The 19,198-nt window shown below is 58.6% G+C and carries 15 protein-coding genes; 4 read left to right on the top strand and 11 right to left on the bottom strand.

What is annotated here, in order from left to right:
• The first annotated feature begins 1 nt into the window (after window position 1).
• The 4 genes from Q1A00_RS12670 (at window position 2) to Q1A00_RS12655 (ending at window position 6,090) form a co-directional block, all read left to right on the top strand.
• On the top strand, window positions 2-1,849 hold the full coding sequence (locus tag Q1A00_RS12670) for a VWA domain-containing protein (RefSeq protein WP_298403095.1): 1,848 nt from the start codon (window positions 2-4) through the stop codon (window positions 1,847-1,849).
• On the top strand, window positions 1,846-4,374 hold the full coding sequence (locus Q1A00_RS12665; RefSeq protein WP_298403094.1) for a VWA domain-containing protein: 2,529 nt from the start codon (window positions 1,846-1,848) through the stop codon (window positions 4,372-4,374). The genes Q1A00_RS12670 and Q1A00_RS12665 overlap by 4 nt, the downstream gene beginning before the upstream one ends.
• A gap of 15 nt (window positions 4,375-4,389) precedes the next feature.
• Window positions 4,390-5,442, top strand: a complete 1,053-nt coding sequence (locus tag Q1A00_RS12660) for a serine hydrolase (protein ID WP_298403092.1) — start codon at window positions 4,390-4,392, stop codon at window positions 5,440-5,442.
• Between the two features lie 267 nt (window positions 5,443-5,709).
• Window positions 5,710-6,090, top strand: a complete 381-nt coding sequence (locus tag Q1A00_RS12655) for a thiol-disulfide oxidoreductase DCC family protein (RefSeq protein ID WP_298403091.1) — start codon at window positions 5,710-5,712, stop codon at window positions 6,088-6,090.
• A 641-nt stretch (window positions 6,091-6,731) separates the two neighbouring features.
• On the opposite strand, the gene solA is transcribed toward Q1A00_RS12655, so the two are convergent.
• From solA to pyk, 11 genes are all read right to left on the bottom strand, one after another.
• Window positions 6,732-7,889: an N-methyl-L-tryptophan oxidase gene (gene solA / locus Q1A00_RS12650; RefSeq protein WP_298403090.1), complete on the bottom strand. Its 1,158-nt coding sequence runs from the start codon at window positions 7,887-7,889 to the stop codon at window positions 6,732-6,734.
• A gap of 83 nt (window positions 7,890-7,972) precedes the next feature.
• On the bottom strand, window positions 7,973-8,692 hold the full coding sequence (locus Q1A00_RS12645) for an NUDIX domain-containing protein (RefSeq protein ID WP_298403088.1): 720 nt from the start codon (window positions 8,690-8,692) through the stop codon (window positions 7,973-7,975).
• 60 nt (window positions 8,693-8,752) lie between these two features.
• Window positions 8,753-9,733 (bottom strand): glucokinase, encoded by a 981-nt coding sequence (gene glk, locus Q1A00_RS12640; protein WP_298403087.1) that lies wholly within the window; start codon window positions 9,731-9,733, stop codon window positions 8,753-8,755.
• Window positions 9,734-9,795: 62 nt separating this feature from the next.
• Window positions 9,796-10,464 (bottom strand): ribulose-phosphate 3-epimerase, encoded by a 669-nt coding sequence (gene rpe, locus Q1A00_RS12635; protein ID WP_298403085.1) that lies wholly within the window; start codon window positions 10,462-10,464, stop codon window positions 9,796-9,798.
• 264 nt (window positions 10,465-10,728) lie between these two features.
• Window positions 10,729-11,418, bottom strand: a complete 690-nt coding sequence (gene rpiA, locus Q1A00_RS12630) for a ribose-5-phosphate isomerase RpiA (protein ID WP_366144851.1) — start codon at window positions 11,416-11,418, stop codon at window positions 10,729-10,731.
• Between the two features lie 500 nt (window positions 11,419-11,918).
• Window positions 11,919-12,209 carry a hypothetical protein gene (locus tag Q1A00_RS12625; protein ID WP_298403083.1) on the bottom strand — a complete coding sequence of 97 codons (291 nt, stop codon included), beginning with the start codon at window positions 12,207-12,209 and terminating at the stop codon, window positions 11,919-11,921.
• A gap of 266 nt (window positions 12,210-12,475) precedes the next feature.
• Window positions 12,476-14,233 carry a M61 family metallopeptidase gene (locus Q1A00_RS12620; RefSeq protein WP_299757147.1) on the bottom strand — a complete coding sequence of 586 codons (1,758 nt, stop codon included), beginning with the start codon at window positions 14,231-14,233 and terminating at the stop codon, window positions 12,476-12,478.
• A 144-nt stretch (window positions 14,234-14,377) separates the two neighbouring features.
• Window positions 14,378-14,776, bottom strand: a complete 399-nt coding sequence (locus tag Q1A00_RS12615; protein ID WP_299757144.1) for a hypothetical protein — start codon at window positions 14,774-14,776, stop codon at window positions 14,378-14,380.
• A gap of 105 nt (window positions 14,777-14,881) precedes the next feature.
• Window positions 14,882-16,663, bottom strand: coding sequence for a hypothetical protein (locus Q1A00_RS12610; RefSeq protein ID WP_298403077.1), 1,782 nt, complete (start codon window positions 16,661-16,663; stop codon window positions 14,882-14,884).
• A gap of 48 nt (window positions 16,664-16,711) precedes the next feature.
• Window positions 16,712-17,623, bottom strand: coding sequence for a cobalamin-binding protein (locus Q1A00_RS12605; RefSeq protein WP_299757141.1), 912 nt, complete (start codon window positions 17,621-17,623; stop codon window positions 16,712-16,714).
• A 69-nt stretch (window positions 17,624-17,692) separates the two neighbouring features.
• Window positions 17,693-19,117: a pyruvate kinase gene (pyk, locus tag Q1A00_RS12600; protein ID WP_298403073.1), complete on the bottom strand. Its 1,425-nt coding sequence runs from the start codon at window positions 19,115-19,117 to the stop codon at window positions 17,693-17,695.
• Window positions 19,118-19,198 lie beyond the last annotated feature (81 nt).

The raw sequence follows: 19,198 nt of genomic DNA, 5'->3' as shown, positions 1-19,198 counted from the left end.
CATGACCTTGCTTGCTCCGCTTGGTTTACTTGCACTCTTGACCTTGCCGGTAATTGTCATCTTGCATCTGAGGCAAGCACGCCGGCGACGTACTGTGGTACCTTCACTCCTGCTCTGGCAACAGCTCGTGCCACGGCCAACCGCCCATCGCCGCCGGCGATTACGCTGGAGCTTGCTACTGTTCCTGCATTTGTTAGGAGCATTCCTTATCGGGTTCGCGTTAGCCCAACCCCAACTCCCCTTGCCGTGGCTGGGTTCAGTGCGAGCGACCGCGATCCTGATCGATACCTCTACCAGTATGGCACTGCGCGAAGGCGGCAACGCCCGGCTCGAACGCGCGCGCCAACAGGCCGCTACCTTCATTAGGCAGATGCGCGGCGCCGATCAGGTCGTGCTGATCAGCGCCGGGCCGCAGGCACGCCTGATTGACCGCGGTAGCAGCGCCGATGCGGCACGCCTGCTAGCGGCACTCGAACAGGTGACAGTCGAAGGTGCGGGTAGTGATGTGAACGGTGCGCTGACCATCGCCGAAACTTTTCTGCTCGACCAACCCGGCGCACGGGTGGTCTGGTTGACCGATGGCGCCTTACCTCTGCCTGATCTCACCGTTTTACGGCTGCCGCTCCAGATCGAAGTGCTTGGCACGGATCAACCGAACCGCGCCGTCGTCACGCTCGCCGCGCGATCAGGCAACGCCGGCGCAGTGCATGTCTACGCCCGGCTAGCGAACCATGGCAATCAACCGTTCCGCGGCACCGTGCGGCTGCTGGTTGATGAACGGATCAGCCGCAATGAAGCGGTGAACATGCGTCCCGACACCGCTTTGGAATTGGCATGGACATTACCCGGCCCAGCGCAACAGATCCGGTTGGAATTGAACGGCAACGACGGCTTGCCACTCGACGATGCGGCGGTGGTGAATGTCAGCGGCCAGCGCCCGATCAATGTTGTGTTAGTTGCTAACGACGCACCAGCACTGGCGCGGGCCTTGCAAGCGATGCCGGAAGTGCGGCTGACCACCGTCGATCCAGCGGCGTTTGTCCCCGACGCCGCTGCCGATCTCACGATCTTTGTGAACACGCAACCTCGACGCTGGCTAGCGGGTGCCATGCTGATCATCAATCCTCCGGCTGGTGAGTTACTCCCCAGTAACGGCCCAACTCCCGCCGGAACGACGCTCACCTTTACCCCTGCCGGTGAAGCATTGTTGCGCGATGTCAATCTGGGCGGGATCGCGTGGGGTCGAATTGCCGCAATCGAACCGCCAGCGTGGCTGACCCCGCTCGCGCTCAGCGATGGCATTCCGCTAATCCTGCGCGGAAGATTCGAGCACAGCGAGGTGGCGGTCTGGAATTTCGATGTAGCGAACGAAGCGCTTACCACACGGTTAGCCTTTCCGCTGCTCGTCGCCCGCACCGTGCGCGATCTGACCCCGCCGCCCGCGCCGGTTGCGTTGATCCTCGGCGCGCCGCTGGTTTACCAAGCCGATATTCGGGCAACGCAACTGACTGTGATTGACCCCAACGGAAACAGAACGACGATCGCCGTGCAGCCGGCCATTCCGGCCACCATCGAGCCAAGGCAAGTCGGAGTCTACCGCGTGCAAGAGTGGGCGGGTGACCAACTCCTGCGCGAAACGCAGTTCCCAGTGAACGCCGGTGCCATCGGCGAAGCGGATCCGACGCCGCGCTTTGCCAGCGCCGCCATCGGCGCAGCGCCGGTGCAAACGCCGGTAACCCGCGCCGCGGCGCCGCAACCGCTGTGGTCGTGGCTGATCATTGCTGCGATCATCGTCTTGATTGGCGAATGGTTGTACATCCAACGCCGGCCCCAAGTGGAGGCGCGATGATCTGGCAATCTCCTCATCTATTCTGGCTGTTGTTGGCGTTGCCGGCATTAGTGCTAATCTGGCGGCGAGCTGGCCAGCGCTTGCCGTGGCCGGTGGTTGGGATGAGAATGCTCATTGTCGCCTTCCTGATCACCGCACTGGCAGATCCGATCTGGCAACAACCGGGAGCGCCAGCAACCGGCCCACTCCTTGTGCTGTACGATCAATCGGCTAGTCTCACTGCGGATGGGCAGGCAGCAATCCGCGCCGAGGCCCAAGCTATCGCCGATGCCAGCGGCCCGACCACGCGCCTGCTGGCGTTTGGTGCCAATGTGGTGGCTGGCGGTGATCGGTTGCCCGATAGCGCCGGCAGCGACCTCGCCGCCGCGTTACGAATGGCCCGCCAACTGTTGCCCGCTGGCGGCAGAGTGATTGTGATTAGTGACGGCCAGCATACCGGCGGCAATGTTTTGGCCGAAGCGCATCGCGCTGCGCAGGCTGGCATCCAGATCGATGTGCGTTACGTCGCCCCGCCAACTATTGCAGAAGTTGCCATCACCCGACTCGACCTGCCGGCCTTGCTCCGTAGCGGCGAGGTATTTGACCTCACTATCACAACCGTCTACCGCGCTCTGCACAGCGCCGAACCGCTGGCTGCCCGACTGCGGGTATGGGCCGATGAGCAACTGCTCGGCGAAGAACCGATCTTTATTCCACCCGATCAGCACCAGTTCACCATCACCCATACCGCCGGCGAACCGGGAATCTTGCGCCTGCGCGCCGAAGTGATCCCCGTCGGCAATGACACATTTCACGCCAACAACACGGCGGCAGCGACGGCACTGGTGATACCGCCGCCAACAATTCTCCTGCTTGAAGGTTATCGCGATGGCGGCACCATGCTCGCCGCAACGCTGCGCCAGTCCGGCATGCTCGTGGAACGCCTGCCGGCGGCGTCGTTACCAGCCAATCTCGACCAGCTTACCGCCTATGACGGCATTGTGCTGGTGGATGTGCCAGCCAACCAGTTGTCATTCGAGCAGATGGCTGCCCTGCGCGAAATTGTGCGCAGCGAAGGCAAGGGGCTGACGGTGCTCGGCGGCAAGCAGTCGTTCACCCTCGGCGGCTACGCTGAGACACCACTGGCCGAGGCGCTGCCGCTAGTGATGACGCCGCCGCCACGCCCGCAACGCACACCGGTATCGCTCTTGCTGATCATCGACCGCTCGGCCAGTATGAGCGCCACATTTGGCGTGAGCAAATTTGACATGGCCAAAGAAGCGGCTATCCTCGCCCTCACCGCCCTGCAACCGAGCGACCGAATCGGTGTGTTGGCGTTCGATACCGATACCTTGTGGACGGTGCCATTCCAAGCGGTGGGTGAAGGTGCTAACGTTGCCGCTTTACAAACGCAGATCGCGACTATGCCGCTCGGAGGCGGCACCAACATCGAACGGTCACTGGCAGTTGGGCTGCCGGCGCTGGCCGCTGAGCCGCACAGCGCGCGCCACGCTGTCTTGTTAACCGACGGACGCAGTTACTTTAATAACTACTCGCGCTATCAGCAATTGATCGAGACTGCCCGCGCCGAGCAGATCACCCTTTCCACCATCGCGATTGGGCTAGATGCCGACACCGAGCTGCTCGAACAATTGGCGCAATGGGGCAATGGACGCTATTATTTTGTGGCTGACGCCGCTGACTTACCGCGCATCACGCTGCAAGAAAGCGAAATTGCTGGCGCTGAACTCACGGTCGAACAACCGGTATCGGCCCTGCTCAAGCAACCGCATCCGTTGGTGCGCAACCTTGATCCGCGCGCACTGCCGATCCTTGATGGCTATATCGCGCTGCAACCACGCCCTGAAGCTACTATCGTGCTCGAAAGCTCAGCGGACGATCCATTGCTAGCGGTCTGGCAATACGGCTTGGGTCGCAGCGTGGCGTGGACGGCGAGCGCCGCTGCGCCGTGGGCGACGAAGTGGCCGGGATGGCCCGAATACGATCGGTTCTGGAGCCAGATTGTGCGCTATACGCTGCCTACGCCCGATAGCGGGCCGTTGCAGGTGCGGGTTGAACCGACGGCTGCCGGGGCGCGGCTAGTGGTTGCAGCGCAGACGGCAGGAGGAGTGCCGATCGATTTGGCGCAGGCCAGCGCGCGCGTCACCCTCCCCGACGGGAGCGAGCAGAGTGTCAGTTTGGCACAGATAGCGCCGGGTACGTATGCGCGTGAGCTGGCCTTGGCCACAACCGGGCCGTACCAGATCACCGTTGCCTTGTTCGCCGGCGGGCAAACTCTCCAGCGCAGCATCGGCTACGTATTACCGCCCCCGGCTGAGTATGCGCTTACCGATCCAGCGCAGGGGGAAGCCCTCTTGCAACAGATCGCCACCATCACTGGCGGGAGTCTGGAACCGACGCTGACAGCAACAACCGTGCCGCCTATATCATCCACCGTTACATATCTCTGGCCGCTGCTAGCGGGGCTAGCCTTGGCGCTCTGGCTAGCGGAAATTGCGCTGCGGCGGAATCGGTTCGCGTTATGAAACGTAAGCTTTGCTATGATTCCAGCTATCGACACCATCATCACCACCGCTATTCACGAACGCATCTTCCCCGGCGCGGTCGTTTTGGTCACACAGGATGATCGCCTGATCCACGCCGCCGCTTACGGCACGACTATGTACGATGATCCCGGCACCAGACCGGTGACGCTCGATACCATCTACGATCTCGCCTCGCTGACTAAAGTCTTTACCGCAACTGCGGCGCTGCGCTTACATGACGCCGGAATGCTGCCGCTCGACCGGCCAGTGCAGCACTGGCTGCCGGCGCTACAGGCTAGCGGCATCACGGTGCGCCACTTGCTCAGCCATCAAAGCGGGTTGGCTGTGCAAATGGCACCGCTGGCCCGCGCCGGCGCCCATACGATCCGGCAAACGGTGTATACGGCGACACCTAAGCACCCACCCGGCAGCGTGACCGAATACGCCAACCTCAACACCTTTCTGCTCGGCGAGCTGGTGGCAGTGATTTACGGCGGCCCGCTCGACCAAGCGATCAGCGAGCTGGTCTGCGCACCGCTCGGCATAGAAGAGACCCGTTTCCGCCCGCCAGTGGAATGGCAGCCACGGATTGCCCCTACCGAATGGGATGAGGCATGGCGCGGCGGTCTCGTCCATGGTGTCACCCACGACGAGAGTGCCTATGCGCTGGGCGGCATCGCCGGCCATGCCGGCCTATTTGGCATTGCAAGCGAAACGCTGCGCCTTGTGCAACTCTTCTTGCGCGACGGGGCATGGGAAGGCCAGCAGCTCTTGCGCTCAGAAACGACACACGCCGCGCTGACACCACAAACCGAGCGCACCGGGCAACCGGTCAGTGGATTGGGCTGGATGCTCCGACGGCCATATCTGGGACCAGCCATCACGACCGGATTCGGCCACAGCGGGTTTACCGGCCCGATCATGGTTGGGATTCCTCAAGAACGGCTTGCCATCATTGTGCTGTGTAACCGTACTTACCCGCACCGCACCCCGCCGCCATACCGGCATCACGCAGTGGTAGCGGCAATTACGCAAGCGGTCTGGCAAACCATCACCGGCTGGCCCTAGCATGATACCCTCTGCCCACGCTTAGCGGCAGTCATGCAGTCTGCTATCGTATGGAGTGCAGCAGTTTTCCTGCCGCACGTATATCAGATCGAAGCGAATTGATATAATACAAGCAGAGCCTTGCAACATATGTAGGGAGGCATCAAGATGAGCCGCAAACGCTACCAACAATGGTTTCGCATCTTAAGCGCAGTAATCATCGGCATCCTCGTGCTGGCGCTGGTGGTGACGGCCATGATGCCATATTAAGCAGAAAGGATGTACCACATGCCCTATACCATGCTCTACGATGGCAACTGCCGGATGTGCCGCCAACAAGCTAAGTGGGTCGCGATGTACGACGAGCAGCGCCAAATCGAATTGCTTGACGCTAACAGTACGGCTGCCCGCGAGCGGTTTCCGCAGATTAGCCACGAGGAAGCGATGGGGCAACTGCACGTCGTCGGGCCAGACGGGACAATCTATCGCGGAGCTGAAGCGGTTCGCGAACTCTTGTTGCGGCTGCCAGCCTTACGCGGGTTAGGCGAACTGATGAGTCTGCCCGGCGCGCTGACAGTGGCTGGGCCGATCTACAACTTTATTGCCCGCAACCGCTACCTCTTCGGGGGCAATCCTGTCTGCGACGACGGATCGTGCCGGCGAGCGTAGATGGGCAGACAGCACTTAGAAACACGAATACAGTAGATGGCCGTGGAAGGCGTTGGTTTCCCCTCACCCCCGTCCCCTCGTCCGCTGGAGCGGGCGAGGGGCGCTGCTACGTTCCGCTCGAGCAATCTCGTTGCCGCCCACCCAGCGACGCCGCACAGCACACAAAGACGCACGTGCAACAGGGGTTAGGTTCACCGCGTCGCCTTTCCCCGCTGCGCTCTCAGCGCCCTCTGCGGTAAACAATGCCCCCTCCCGCAAGGTAGGAACGGGAACCGGGGGGCGAGCCATCAACCCGCGCAGCAGGCTGCGTACCCGCAGCCCAGACCTGAAGGGCCGGGGCAAAGCATAGCCACAAAGAGACACACACGAAAAAGTGGTGGGTTTTTGGGGCTGTTCGAGACCCCACCCCCATCCCCGTCTCTGCGAGGGGAGGGCAAGCACCTTCCGCCCCTCGAGGGGGTGAGCTAGGTTAAGGGCAATTCCCCCGTGACATTACGCCGGGCAAAGCGCGGTGAAGCAATCCCCACGACCGCGGGACAGATACCTAGAGGCATGCTACCCGCCTGAGTGGGAGATTGCTTCGGAGGCTATGCCCCTCGCAATGACAACAGGGTTACGCTCTCACAATGACCGATGGCCACTTACGCCAATTCCAACGTATGCCGCTTGCGTAGCCGATCGAACCGAAACGGGGTAAGATCGTACTGCATTGAGCCTTGCCCAACCAGATCGGCCACGATCTCGCCGATTAATGGGGCAAACTTAAAGCCATGGCCGGCGCAGGGAACAGCAATAATAATTTGGCTATATTCAGGATGGCGATCAATGAGGAAATCGCCATCAGGCGTATGGGTATAGCGACACGTCTCGGCGCGTATCAGCCGGGTCGCAAAACCGGGAAGCGTCTGTTCGAGCCGGCGCGCGATCCGTTCGTTCTCAGCCGGATCGGGGAGTGGCGGCGGTTCGTAGGGGTTATGCACCAGCGGACCAACACCGTGGCGCCCGGCCTTCACCCCTTCACCGAGATCGGGGAAACAGATGAGTGGTGGTTCAGTGCCACTGTCGTGATCGATGACCACCGGCAGATAGCCTACCTTGCTTAACACCCGGTCGCGGGGCAGAAAACAGGCAGCTTGCTCGCGGGTGACCAGCAATGGAAATGACACGCCAAGACTGCGCAGCAGCACCGGCGTATACGAGCCGGCGGCGATCACAACCCGCTGCGCGCGATAGGTTGCGCCAGCAGCATCAACCCGCACACCAGCCCCATCTGGTGCAATACGATCGACCCGCACCCCCACAGCAATGGCAGCGCCATAACGGCGCGCCTGTTCTATAAATGTCGCCACACAGCGCGAAGCCGGCAACACCCCGCCATCCGGTTGGTACAAGCCTATAGTCTGATCAGAGATCGAGAGTTGGGGAAAGTGTGTGCGCAGTTCAGATGCTGATAACTGTGCAAACGTCACTCCGGCAGCAGCGAGATTGGCGGCCCGCGCTTGGAGGGACGGCAAATCGGCTACTCCTAGCTCAAGCGCACCGGTTTTGATGAGCAATCGTTGGCCAGCATCAGCTTCGAGATCAGACCATGCCTGCCGGGAGGCGATGGCCAGTTGCGTATAGTGTAGTTGGGGATAGGCGTAGCTGATCAAACGCGACAACCCATGCGAACTTCCGCGCGCATGCCCGATAGCAAACTGTTCGAGCAGCAGCACCCGCCGTCCGCGCCGGGCAAGCGCATACGCTGTCGCCGCGCCCATCACCCCGCCGCCTACAATCAACACTTCGAGCATACGCATAACGCGCCTCGCTTCGCGGAGCTGCTAGTTGTCTATTTGAATCATACCACCTTGCGTTACAGGGGGGAAAAGAGCGGGCAGTCTCACTCGCGGCGATCTTCGCGCCAGCGGAAGACAAACTGCTTATCGCCGGGCCGATCACGACGGAAACGCCAGAGGCGGGTCGGGCGACCGCGTCCCTCGCGCATATAGGGAGTCTCTTCGAGAATACCGGCCTCTTTGATTTTGCGGTAGAAGTTGCCTTTATCGAGCTTCTCACCCAGAATTTGTTCGTAAATATGCTTTAATTCAAGGATTGAGAAGAGTTCGGGCAATAATTGGAATGCCAGCGTCGTATATTCGAGCTTCGAGCGCAAGCGCGAGAGGGCATAGGCCAGAATCTGGTCATGATCGAAGGCCAGTGGCGCCGGCACATGATCGACCGGAAACCAGCGCACGTCGCTGTTTTCATCGCTAGCGCGGATCGTCTGGGCATCGGCGCGCACCAGCGCAATGTAGGCCACACTGATCACACGGTGGCGCGGATCGCGTTGGACATCACCGAAGGTGTACAGTTGTTCGAGGTACACATCGCGCACCCCGGTCTCTTCTTCAAGCTCACGCCGCGCCGCCTCTTCCAACGACTCATCAAGCCGGATGAATCCGCCCGGAATCGCCCAGCGCCCTTGGAATGGCCAGCGCTTGCGTTGCACCAATAACACATGCAAGGTGCGATTGATCAAGCTGAAGATGACAACATCAACCGTTACCGCCGGTAATTGGTATTTGCTGACATCGTAGAGAGCTGGACGTTCATCCTGCATGATCGAGCCTTTCCTCCGGTTGCACTTTAGTGTTATTCATACACTAAAATAACCTCCATGTCAAGTCATCGCCGCAGCTGCCGCGCCGAGCAAGCCGGCTTTTGGTTCAAGGATGACATGCAGCGGCACGTGGGCCAGCAGGTCACTAAAGCGACCCTTATCACGGAAGATCTGCAAGAAGCGTTCGCGTTTGATCAACGAGAGCACCCGTGGCGGCAAGCCGCCGCCGATATACACCCCGCCAGTCGCCAACACCTTCAGGGCCAGATTACCGGCTTCGGCGGCGAGAATATCCACAAATAACTCCAGCGCCGTGCGCGCCACCAGACACATCCCCTCGGTTGCCATCCCCGCCTGCACAATAATCGGCGTCGGATCAGCCGCCGCAGCCAATTGTTCGGCAACCGCCGGCGTCTCGCGCTGGAGGAGCCGGTCACGCACGAAGGCGTACAAGTTTGGAATGCCAATCCCTGAACAGACGCGCTCGTAGCTGACGTGATTGAAGCGTTGGTGGAGATAATCGAGCAGGTCTTTTTCCACCTGATTGCGAGGCGCAAAGGTTGCATGCCCACCTTCAGAGGGATGCGGGCGGTAGCGTGTACCATCCCACGTCAAGAACGCCTCACCCAAGCCGGTGCCCGGCGCGATCACGCCGATCGCACCACCGGCTACCGGTGCGCCGGGCGTGAGGGTCGCTAAATCGTCAGGCTCAAGGATCGGCACTGCCTGCGCGATAGCCTCAAGGTCGTTGAGCAAGCGCACCGGCGCGCCCCTTAGTGCGCTGCTCAACTCAGCGGCATCGATCGTCCACGTGAGATTGGTAATGCTAGCGCGCCCAGCAACTACTGGGCCGGCTACGCCGAAGGCAGCACCGGCGATCGCCGCCGGATGTTGGGCCAAAAACTCGGCAATAATTGCCTGTAGGCTCGGATAGCGAGCACTGGGAAAGGTTTGCTCGACGAGCGGATGATGCGGCCCGCCGGCCTGATCGAACAAAGCAAGGATGGTTTTGGTGCCGCCAATGTCGCCGGCTAGATACATACGTCACCTACGTATCACAAATCGAAAAGAGCTGAACCACCACCACAACCAGCCAGCGATCTTTAGCGCACCGGCACTTCGGTCAGCGCAGCGCGCAAGGCGGCAATGGCGTCTGGGATTGGCTGCGGGCCAAATACTGCCGAACCAACCACGGCCACGGTCGCACCCGCAGCGGCGCACGCAGCGATCGTTGCTGGATGCACCCCACCATCAACCATAATCTCGACTGGCCGATCGCCTACCAGTGCGGCCAATCGTCGCACCTTACCCAACACCGAGGGAATCAGGGCTTGACCACCAAAACCGGGATTAACCGTCATCAGCAAGATCAACTCAACCTGATCGATCATCTCTTCGATCATACTGAGCGGCGTAGCCGGATTGATGGCTACACCGGCCTTCTTGCCCAAATCGTGGATCATCTGCACAGCCCGGTGCAGATGCGGCGTAGCTTCGGCATGAACGGTGATCAGGTCGGTGCCGGCAGCGGCGAAATCGGCTAGATAACGTTCAGGCTCGACAATCATAAGGTGGGCATCGAGCATCGCCCCGTAGCGATCGGCCAGCGGGCGCAATGCCCGCACCACCAAGGGGCCAAAGCTGATATTCGGCACAAACCGACCATCCATCACATCAAGGTGGATCCAGTCAATACCTGCGTCGCAGGCAGCAGCAATCTGTTCACCCAAGCGGGCAAAATCAGCCGTGAGAATTGAAGGCGCCAGCCGCATACGATACATCCAACTTATTCACAAGACCAACGGCTTTGTAAGCAGTACGTTACTCTCGATACTCTTCTTCAACGCGATCGGTACGCTACCAACGCAGTTCTCGCGCTCTTGACCGACGTATGCCACTGTGAGCCGCCGCAAAGCGGTGCAACAATCTCCGCTGCGAGCGCGATCACCCTTCTGAAGGGGAGCCATCTTCTATCCAGTCAAGCACGCGAAGCCGTGATCGTATGTCACCTAACTACCGCGCTATTGTACCGCATCTTAGCGCGTGAGATGGCGCACGCCTGAGGCACCGGCGACAAAGAGATCGGTTGCCAGCCCAACAAACAGACCGTGCTCGACGATGCCGGCCCGCGCTGCCAGCCGCGCCGCTAGCGCAGCCGGGTCGGCAATCGGGCCGTATGCCCAATCGAGGATCAAGTTGCCTTGGTCGGTACGGAAGGGTTGGCCATCGGTGCGCAGACGGAGGCGCACACTGCCGCCTTGCGCTTCAAGCCAGCGCGCCGTCGCCCGATGACCAAAATCTACCACCTCTACCGGTAAGGCGAAGCGCGTGCCAAGTACCGGCGAAAGCTTGCTCTCATCAACGATAATCGCTACCCGCCGGCTGGCTTGGGCAACCATCTTCTCGCGCAACAATGCGCCGCCGCCGCCCTTGATCAGCACCATCTGCGGATCAACCTCATCTGCGCCGTCAATCGTCAGATCAACCTCGCTCACCTCATCGAGTGTTGTCAGCGGAATACCTAGGTCACGAGCGAGCACTGCCGTCCCTTCGGCACACGGTACGCCTACAATATCGCGCAAGACGCCGCTGGCCAATCGCTCACCGATGAGGCGCGTGGCATGCGCCGCCGTGCTGCCGAACCCCAACCCGATCACCATCCCCGGCTGCACGAGTTCGACCGCCGCCGCCGCCGCCATTACTTTCAGAGTTTCGATAGATGGCATGGATCTCCCTACTGTTGAAATAACAGTCATTACCAAACTTTTCTGCAATGATACCGCGAGATGCGCAAGTTGTTGTCTGTACAGCGACGGGTACCACACCGCTTACCAGAACCTATTCTTGGTCAGTATCGAGATACGCACGCTGGAACGTATCCGTGAAGCAGTTTTTCCATCAGTTGCGAGGAACGTGATGCGTGGTGAAGTCAGGGGCAGGGTGTTTACGAGACTGGGCTATTTGTGCGGTAGAGGGGATAGCGCAAGCACGGCGGGCTTAGTAAGAAGTAAGGTTCACTCATCTGCCCAATCGTGAGGTTTGCACACGACGTCGGCGAGGGTGATAGTGGCTAAAGTGGTGAGTTAGTCTACAATTCGTTGAATTGATGCGTGCTTTGAGAGGGATTGAGCTGCAGAACAACGACTACCATCAATTTTGTCTCAAGGTGCCGACTCGTAGTAGTACAATAGTACTATCTTTACAGGCCGACACCTCAAAATAACGACTACTTCTTGAACTTCGCTACTGCGTCGCTAAAAGCAGACGTTATCACATCCCACGTGGACTCTACGCCGGCTTTAATTGACTCCCACATATCTTCACTGGCGTTTGCAAGTTCGGCAAGTTTGGCCTTGCCTTCCTCTACCTTGCCCTCCAGTGACTTAATAAGCTCATTCAATTCTAGTTGAGCATCGGCACTCGCACCGGTGACCTGTGCCTTCAGCTTATCTACTTCCGCCTTCCATTCATCCAACTGGGCCTGCATCTTCTGCCGATACAACTCTCTCTCGTTCATAGGGTTTTTCTCCGAGTGACTTACTGACGTTCCCAAAAATATTGTACCTCTTCTTCTCACTGAATACAACCCAACACGTAGCCCTACCTACCATTGCTTTCTTATTCAGGTCGAGCTGCGTCCTCCGTATGAGCTGTGGTGAAACCAGACCAAATCCTCAGTGAGCAGGGAGTTACGTCGATCACTCTGTGTCTGTGAAAGACAGGGGATGTATCCCGCTCCCTTGAGGTGCAGGACCTACAGCCGCGCTAAGGGTATGGGAACCGCTACACGATCCGCCCCAACCAAGCGGCCCGCATCTGCACCTGCTGCGCCGTTGGCGCCGCCACCGGTGCCAGCGACAGCATATCATACGGCGCAACTGCCAATATCACCGGCACCTCGATCAACGCATCGCCGCGGAAGAGGGTCAAGCGCACCGTATCACCGGGGCGTCGTTCGAGCAGGCGGTGGTTGAGACGTTCTTCATTGACCCGCCAACCATCAATCGCGATCAGCTCGTCATCGGCGTACACCCCCGCCACATACGCCGGGCCATCGCTCCGCACCGACGCCACGACTGTGCGTTCACCCTGCTTACGCCAATTGATGCCTAGCCACGCTGGCGGCTGACTGTCATGACGTGGACGGCGATACTGCCAATGCGGTTCAAGGCCGACCACTGCCAGTGCAGCGGCATAATCGAGTTCTTCGACCCCAACCACATACTGCTCATACAGCTCGCGCAACCCACCATCACTACCGCCGATCGCTTCGATTGCCGCCAAAACTGCCCCTTCTTCGGGAATGCCCGGCCCTTCAACCGGATAACGCTGATAGAGATAACGCATCACGTCATCGAAACTGCGCTCGCCATTGGTGCGCGCGCGGATCGCCATGTCAAAGATCCAGCAGACGAGAGAACCTTTCAGGTAGTAGGAGATGCTGGCATTGATGCTGTTCTCATCAGGACGGTAGAACTTGATCCACGCATCAAAACTACTCTGCTCGAGGCTTTGCAGACGGCGACCGGGTTGGCTCTGCAATTGAACAATCTCATCAGCTAATTTTTGTAGATACCGCTCCTCGCTCATCAGACCGGCGCGCACCAACAGGAGATCATCGTAATAGCTGGTTGCGCCTTCCACGAACCAGAGTAGACGGGTATAATTCTCGGCTTGGTAGTCAAACGGGCCAAGTGCCGCCGGACGGAGCCGCTTCACATTCCACGCATGGAACAACTCGTGTGACGTGAGGCTCAGGTAGCGTTCGTATTGGTCGGTAAATGTCCAACGATCAACCATATTGGTGGCACTATTGCGATGCTCAAGCCCACCACCGCGCCCATCGGTCAGATGGAGAATGAAGGTGTAATCGCGGTACGGCAACTCGCCAAACAGCCTGCGCTGCACTTCGACGATGCGCTGGGTATCGGCGAGCAGGCGTGCCTCATCTTCGTTACCATAGCCCCAGATTGCAATCCGGTGCGGTACGCCATCAACCGAAAAGGTTAGCACTCGATGGGTACCGCATTCAACCGGACAATCCACCAGTTCATCGTAATCGGCGGCCTGAAACGAAGCGCGGTGCGGGTATGCCGGATCAGCTGGCAGCGGCGCCAAGCCGGTCGTCACGCGCCAACCGGACGGCGGATCGACGTGCAACGTCAGCGATTCACGGGTATGGCCGTGAACGTACATAAAGACGTTCGCACCGTTGAAATAGCCATGTGTGCCATCAAGATGGCTGGTGCGCACCGTCAGATCGAACGCATACACCTTATACCACACCACCACGCACGTCGCCGTGCCTGCTGCCACTAGCCAACCATCTTTACGAACTTTACGCCACGGCAACGGTCGCCCCTCATTGTCGGCGGCTTGAAATTCTTGCACGTGACGAGCAAATTCACGAATCATATACGAACCGGGCGTCCACGCCGGCAAGGACAACAGCACATCGCCGGTTTCATTACGCATAATCTCGATACGTACATGAAAGAGATGGGAATGAGGAGCCGGCATAGAGATGGTGTAAATAATCATGGTCATTCCTCAAAAACAGAACCATTCCTGCGTCGTTATCGATGGCGATCGCATGGCCAAGAGCGCGGATTTGCCACAATGGAGTTCGTTACGGATGCTGGGGAGCAACTGTTCCGAGCGGATCATACGCCTGTCATCATTCTGTTACCAAACCGTGATGCCGGGGGTAGGGTTCAACGCATTGATCCGGCGGGTAACGGCCAATTTGAACGAACCAACAATGGCTCCGATGTCATGGAGTTGGGGGCCACGTAGCGCCGACTGCGGCAGGGACGCCAACCGTTCGCCCGCATTCGCCGGCCTTGTTACAGATGGATCAATGGTCAGAAAAAGAATACCGAGGACATGATTGGGCATCATCACCCATGCGCACACAGCACGGGAGAAATGCTTTGGAATATCTAGCCAATCCTGATGAGCAATGGCTCTTATTTCACTTACCTGAACCACGCCATTGACGACCGTTCCAAACAAATGTTCGCCATGGAGAGGTATGATCGTTACCAAATGCGCACCCTCCGGCGTGTTACCAAATCCGCGCAAACCAATACTCCGGCGATAATGTTGGTGAGGATGAGAGTGATGCATGCACCGTAAAGAAAAATGCGCCCAGAGAGGCGCATTTAGCGGCTAGCAACATCATTGGCGCTACGACATGTATGGCTTAAACAGCATTGCGAGCAAATCTGGCTGATCGGGATAATCGCGCTCTATCTTCTGGCACAGCGTCATCAAACGTGCTGCCTGATCGCGCCGTTTCCAGATCGCCTGTGCAAATCGATCGTCTTCGATCACGCCTCGCTCGCGCAAGAAGGCGTAAAACTGCTTGAGCGCACTGCACATATCACGGATATATCTTTCTGAGACATCGTTGTGATTGGGGTAATAATAAAACAGAAACTCGTCAAGCGTCGCATAGTCACCGTTATGAAGCGATCGTTGATAAAACGAAGCCAAAAACTGAGCGTATGGCTTCAAAAGGCGGGTCTGCACGAGCGCAGTCGAACGCTTCTTCCCCATCTCAGATAAATAATCACTATACTGATTAATCAGATTGATACTCTGGGCAAGTGCGGCGGATTCCTCATCATCATCCCAGTCTCCATCACCAAATTCATCATCATCATCCCAGTCGTCGTCATTGTTCCATCCGCTCGCATCAAGCTCATCAAGCGGCTCAATATCGCTATCAACGCTGCGTTTAACGATCCACGAATCGTTCGACGATGACGTAGGCGGCACATCAATCCGCGGGAACAAGTCGGGCGCTTTGACTAACAGATAGTTCAGATAGCGGCTAAGAATAACCTCAGCTTCTTCCGGGGTTGCTTCAGACAATTGCTGCTGAACTTCCGGCGGCAAAACTTCTTGCATTCGCAACACAGCCCGCGTCATCTGATCAGACACATCGATGGCCACACCCACCATTTCATCCATCGTCTCCCAGAAATGATCCACTTCTTCATCAGCGACTCGCGATTCACGCGACAGATCGCCGTTCCAGAGACCGGCCTGTCGATCTTGGGTACGCGAACGTTGCATCTCTTGCTGCAATGCCGTAATCTCATCAATAACCGACTGCTTGACCGGAAGCCGCGCCCTTTGCGCTTGCTCTACCAATGACGGATGGAACACTACATCATCGCGCGGTGTTCTCTGCAACAACAATCGTTCTAAATCAAAATACGGATCGGATGCCTGTATCAACGAATCTTCAATCAGATGCAAGCGCGGATCACTCAAAACGAGATATTGCCATGGCCGTCCGGGGTATGCAGTCCGCCACGGCGCACTGGCAAAAATCGGCAGGATCACCTCTTCACACGGCTTTGAACCCACATCTACCTGCTTAACAATCGCCTGCAACAGAGCGCGATCTTGTTCATCGACCCAGCTCGCCTGAAATGCGGTTGCCGGCTCATAGGTGAAATACAACTCTGGCCTCGTCCGATAGCGCATTTCGACCAGAATGCTGTCACCAGCGGCGAAGTGATGGCGTTGAAACCACTTTCGCATGTCAACCGCAGTATGAGAAGCAAAGCCGATTTCTTTTCCCCTCGGTTCTTTCACGGCCAATATCGCACCCTGTTCGTCATAGATGACTGGCAAGGGCTGCCGGCGCAGGCCAGCAAAGGGACGCAGATGAGCAATCGGCAACCGACCCTCAGCAATGTCTTGCGGGCGGGGCCAGCACCGAAACCGCAACCCATCAAGCACTAACCGCAGAGGGAGATATTGCGAGCGATTAATTTTCACCCAACCGAGCGTGATACTTTCCCAGCGCAGGCTGCTACGTACTGAAGACGCCGCGTAGTGTACCGACCAGCGCGCTTTCATCAGATCGCAAAGTTGAGCAATGCTTACCGGCTGATCAAGCTCGGCAGCTAGCGCCTGCAATACTTTGGGGATCGTCAGCTCTGGCTTTGACATCTGCACATTCTCCCTCGAATTGGAGCTGAACAACAAAAGCGTCCGCGATCAACGCAGCACAATAGCTGCCTGCTGTGGTCCCCATCCGGCAAACAGATCGGGATGGATCAGTTCGGCTAATAACTCTAGGCTATCAACCACGCGCGGGCCGGGACGGCTGAAATAGGCATTGCCATCAACCGCAAAGACATTACCCGCCCGTACCGCCGGCAAGGCATACCAACCGGCCCGCTGCGGCAAAAGAGCAGTTGCTTCAGCCACGGCCCGTTCGAGCGTAAACCCGCAAGGCATCGCAATGATCACCTCTGGCGCACAGGCGATCACATCCGTCCACGATACGCGTTGCGATCGCTCACCTGCCACACCTAATACTGGCTGGCCACCGGCAATTGATACAAGTTCCGGCGTCCAGTGGCCCGGCCCAAACACCGGATCGAGCCATTCGAGGCAGGCAACGCGGGGCCGATAGGTCGCTTGCGCAGCCCGCGCGCGCACCCGCTCGACCCGCGCTGCTAACTCGTCAACTAACGCATCAGCCCGTTCCGGAACCCCTAGCGCTCGCCCAATCGCCTTGATCGAGCCAAAGATGCCGGCCAAGCTCGTCGGTTCAAACGACAACACCTGCGCCGGCCCATTAGCGACTGCCGCTTCCACCTGCCGTAACGGCACGGCGCACACATCGCACAGCGCCTGCGTCAAGATCACATCGGGCTGGAGCGCCTCGATCAATGCCATATCAAGCTGGTAGATCGAGAGATCGTTGCGCGCGCGCGCGCGAATCACCGCATCGATCTCAGCTGACGAGCTTTCTTCCTGCTCCAGCATACTGCGCGTCACTACCGGCAACCCGCGCACTTCCGGCGGATAGTCGCACTCGTGGGTCACTGCCACCAAATGGTCGCCAAGCCCAAGCGCACAGACGATTTCGGTTGTTCCCGGCAGCAGCGAGACAATACGCATGGTTATCCTGCTCTCCACGGCCTACCCTTAACTACAGCGTAGCATCCGATGGGGCTAGTGTCAAGAATCCTATTCGATTGTGATAACTTTCAAGAAGTTCGTCGGCCCATAGCGGTAGACCGGATGGCCGCCGCTTAACACGATCAGATCACCACGCCGGACATAGCCCACATCGCGCATCAGACGAACGATCTGCTCTTCAAGTTCATCAAGCCGGTCGCGAGCTTCGATCACGATCGGCGTCACTCCCCAATACAGGCTCGTGCGACGGGCGGTCTCGTCGCTTGGGCAGAAGGCAATCACCGGGATTTCTGGCCGATAATGTGAGACAAGCCGTGCGCTTGACCCGCTCTGGGTCAAGACGGCAATAAAGCGCACCGGCAAGGTATTCGCAATCGTGCAAGCCGCTGCCGCAATCGCACGCGGCGTCGATTGCGCCGGCGAAATCGTCCACCGCGGCGTAGCTAGGTGCTGGCTGCTGCTCAACGATGTCTCAACCGCATCGGCAATCAGCGCCATCATCTGCACAGCCTCAATGGGGTAAGCGCCGGCGGCTGTCTCGCCACTGAGCATCACGGCATCGGTGCCGTCAATGATGGCGTTTGCGACATCGCTCGCTTCGGCGCGGGTTGGTCGAGGGTTATGGATCATCGACTCAAGCATCTGCGTGGCTGTAATCACCGGCAACAATGCCTGATTGGCCGCCGCAATAATCTGCTTCTGTACGATCGGCACCCGCTCTGGCGGCATCTCGACCCCTAGATCGCCGCGCGCAACCATGATCCCGTCCGCCTCAGCCAGAATTTCCGGCAATACATCGAGCGCTTCAGGCCGTTCGATTTTGGCGATCACCGGCGTCTGTTTACCTGCCCGCCGAATAAACTCCTTCACTTCGCGCACATCGCTTGCCCGGCGCACAAACGAGAGCGCAACGTAATCGACGCCTTGTTCAAGCCCAAAGGCAAGATCAACGAGGTCTTTCTCAGTCGCCGCCGGCGCACTCACCCGCACTCCCGGCAGGTTGATGCCTTGGTGTTCGCGCAAACGACCGCCATGCACGACTTCGGTTTCAACTTCGGTGTCAGTATGGCTGGTGACCACCAGCTCGATAAGCCCATCTGACAACAAGATGCGATCACGTGGCCGCACATCGAGTGGCAAGGCGCGATAGGTTGTGCTCACCCGATGAGCATCACCGATTATTGGCTCGGTGGTGATAATAAACCGCTGCCCCGCCACCAACTCAACCGGCTGACCGTTGGCCAGCGGCCCGGTGCGAATCTTCGGCCCCTGTAAATCTTGCAAGATGGCGACGTGCCGGCCTGCTTCTGCCGCTGCCCGTCGTACCATCGCAATCCGCGCCGCATGATCGGCATGGGTCCCATGCGAGAAGTTGAGCCGAGCTACGTTCATACCGGCCCGGATCAATCCGGCGATCCGTTCAGGTGTACTCGTCGCCGGCCCAAGGGTTGCAACAATTTTTGTGCGTCGCATAAACTCCACTCTGGCGCTACATCGAGATCCTCCATTGCGAGGAGGGACAAAGCGGCACTCTGTCCCCGCGCAGCAGAGCAA

Origin of the sequence: uncultured Chloroflexus sp., from assembly GCF_938091255.1 — a bacterium.
GTDB lineage: Bacteria > Chloroflexota > Chloroflexia > Chloroflexales > Chloroflexaceae > Chloroflexus.
Note: the sequence above shows the minus strand (reverse complement) of the source record. Positions and strands in the feature narration are given on the sequence as shown.

Excerpts from the sequence above, each read along its gene's own strand:
- Q1A00_RS12670 (WP_298403095.1), top strand. The coding sequence starts at position 2 with ATGACCTTGCTTGCTCCGCTTGGTTTACTTGCACTCTTGACCTTGCCG.
- Q1A00_RS12665 (WP_298403094.1), top strand. The coding sequence starts at position 1,846 with ATGATCTGGCAATCTCCTCATCTATTCTGGCTGTTGTTGGCGTTGCCG.
- Q1A00_RS12660 (WP_298403092.1), top strand. The coding sequence starts at position 4,390 with ATGATTCCAGCTATCGACACCATCATCACCACCGCTATTCACGAACGC.
- Q1A00_RS12655 (WP_298403091.1), top strand. The coding sequence starts at position 5,710 with ATGCCCTATACCATGCTCTACGATGGCAACTGCCGGATGTGCCGCCAA.
- solA (WP_298403090.1), bottom strand. The coding sequence starts at position 7,889 with ATGCGTATGCTCGAAGTGTTGATTGTAGGCGGCGGGGTGATGGGCGCG.
- Q1A00_RS12645 (WP_298403088.1), bottom strand. The coding sequence starts at position 8,692 with ATGCAGGATGAACGTCCAGCTCTCTACGATGTCAGCAAATACCAATTA.
- glk (WP_298403087.1), bottom strand. The coding sequence starts at position 9,733 with ATGTATCTAGCCGGCGACATTGGCGGCACCAAAACCATCCTTGCTTTG.
- rpe (WP_298403085.1), bottom strand. The coding sequence starts at position 10,464 with ATGCGGCTGGCGCCTTCAATTCTCACGGCTGATTTTGCCCGCTTGGGT.
- rpiA (WP_366144851.1), bottom strand. The coding sequence starts at position 11,418 with ATGCCATCTATCGAAACTCTGAAAGTAATGGCGGCGGCGGCGGCGGTC.
- Q1A00_RS12625 (WP_298403083.1), bottom strand. The coding sequence starts at position 12,209 with ATGAACGAGAGAGAGTTGTATCGGCAGAAGATGCAGGCCCAGTTGGAT.
- Q1A00_RS12620 (WP_299757147.1), bottom strand. The coding sequence starts at position 14,233 with ATGATTATTTACACCATCTCTATGCCGGCTCCTCATTCCCATCTCTTT.
- Q1A00_RS12610 (WP_298403077.1), bottom strand. The coding sequence starts at position 16,663 with ATGTCAAAGCCAGAGCTGACGATCCCCAAAGTATTGCAGGCGCTAGCT.
- Q1A00_RS12605 (WP_299757141.1), bottom strand. The coding sequence starts at position 17,623 with ATGCGTATTGTCTCGCTGCTGCCGGGAACAACCGAAATCGTCTGTGCG.
- pyk (WP_298403073.1), bottom strand. The coding sequence starts at position 19,117 with ATGCGACGCACAAAAATTGTTGCAACCCTTGGGCCGGCGACGAGTACA.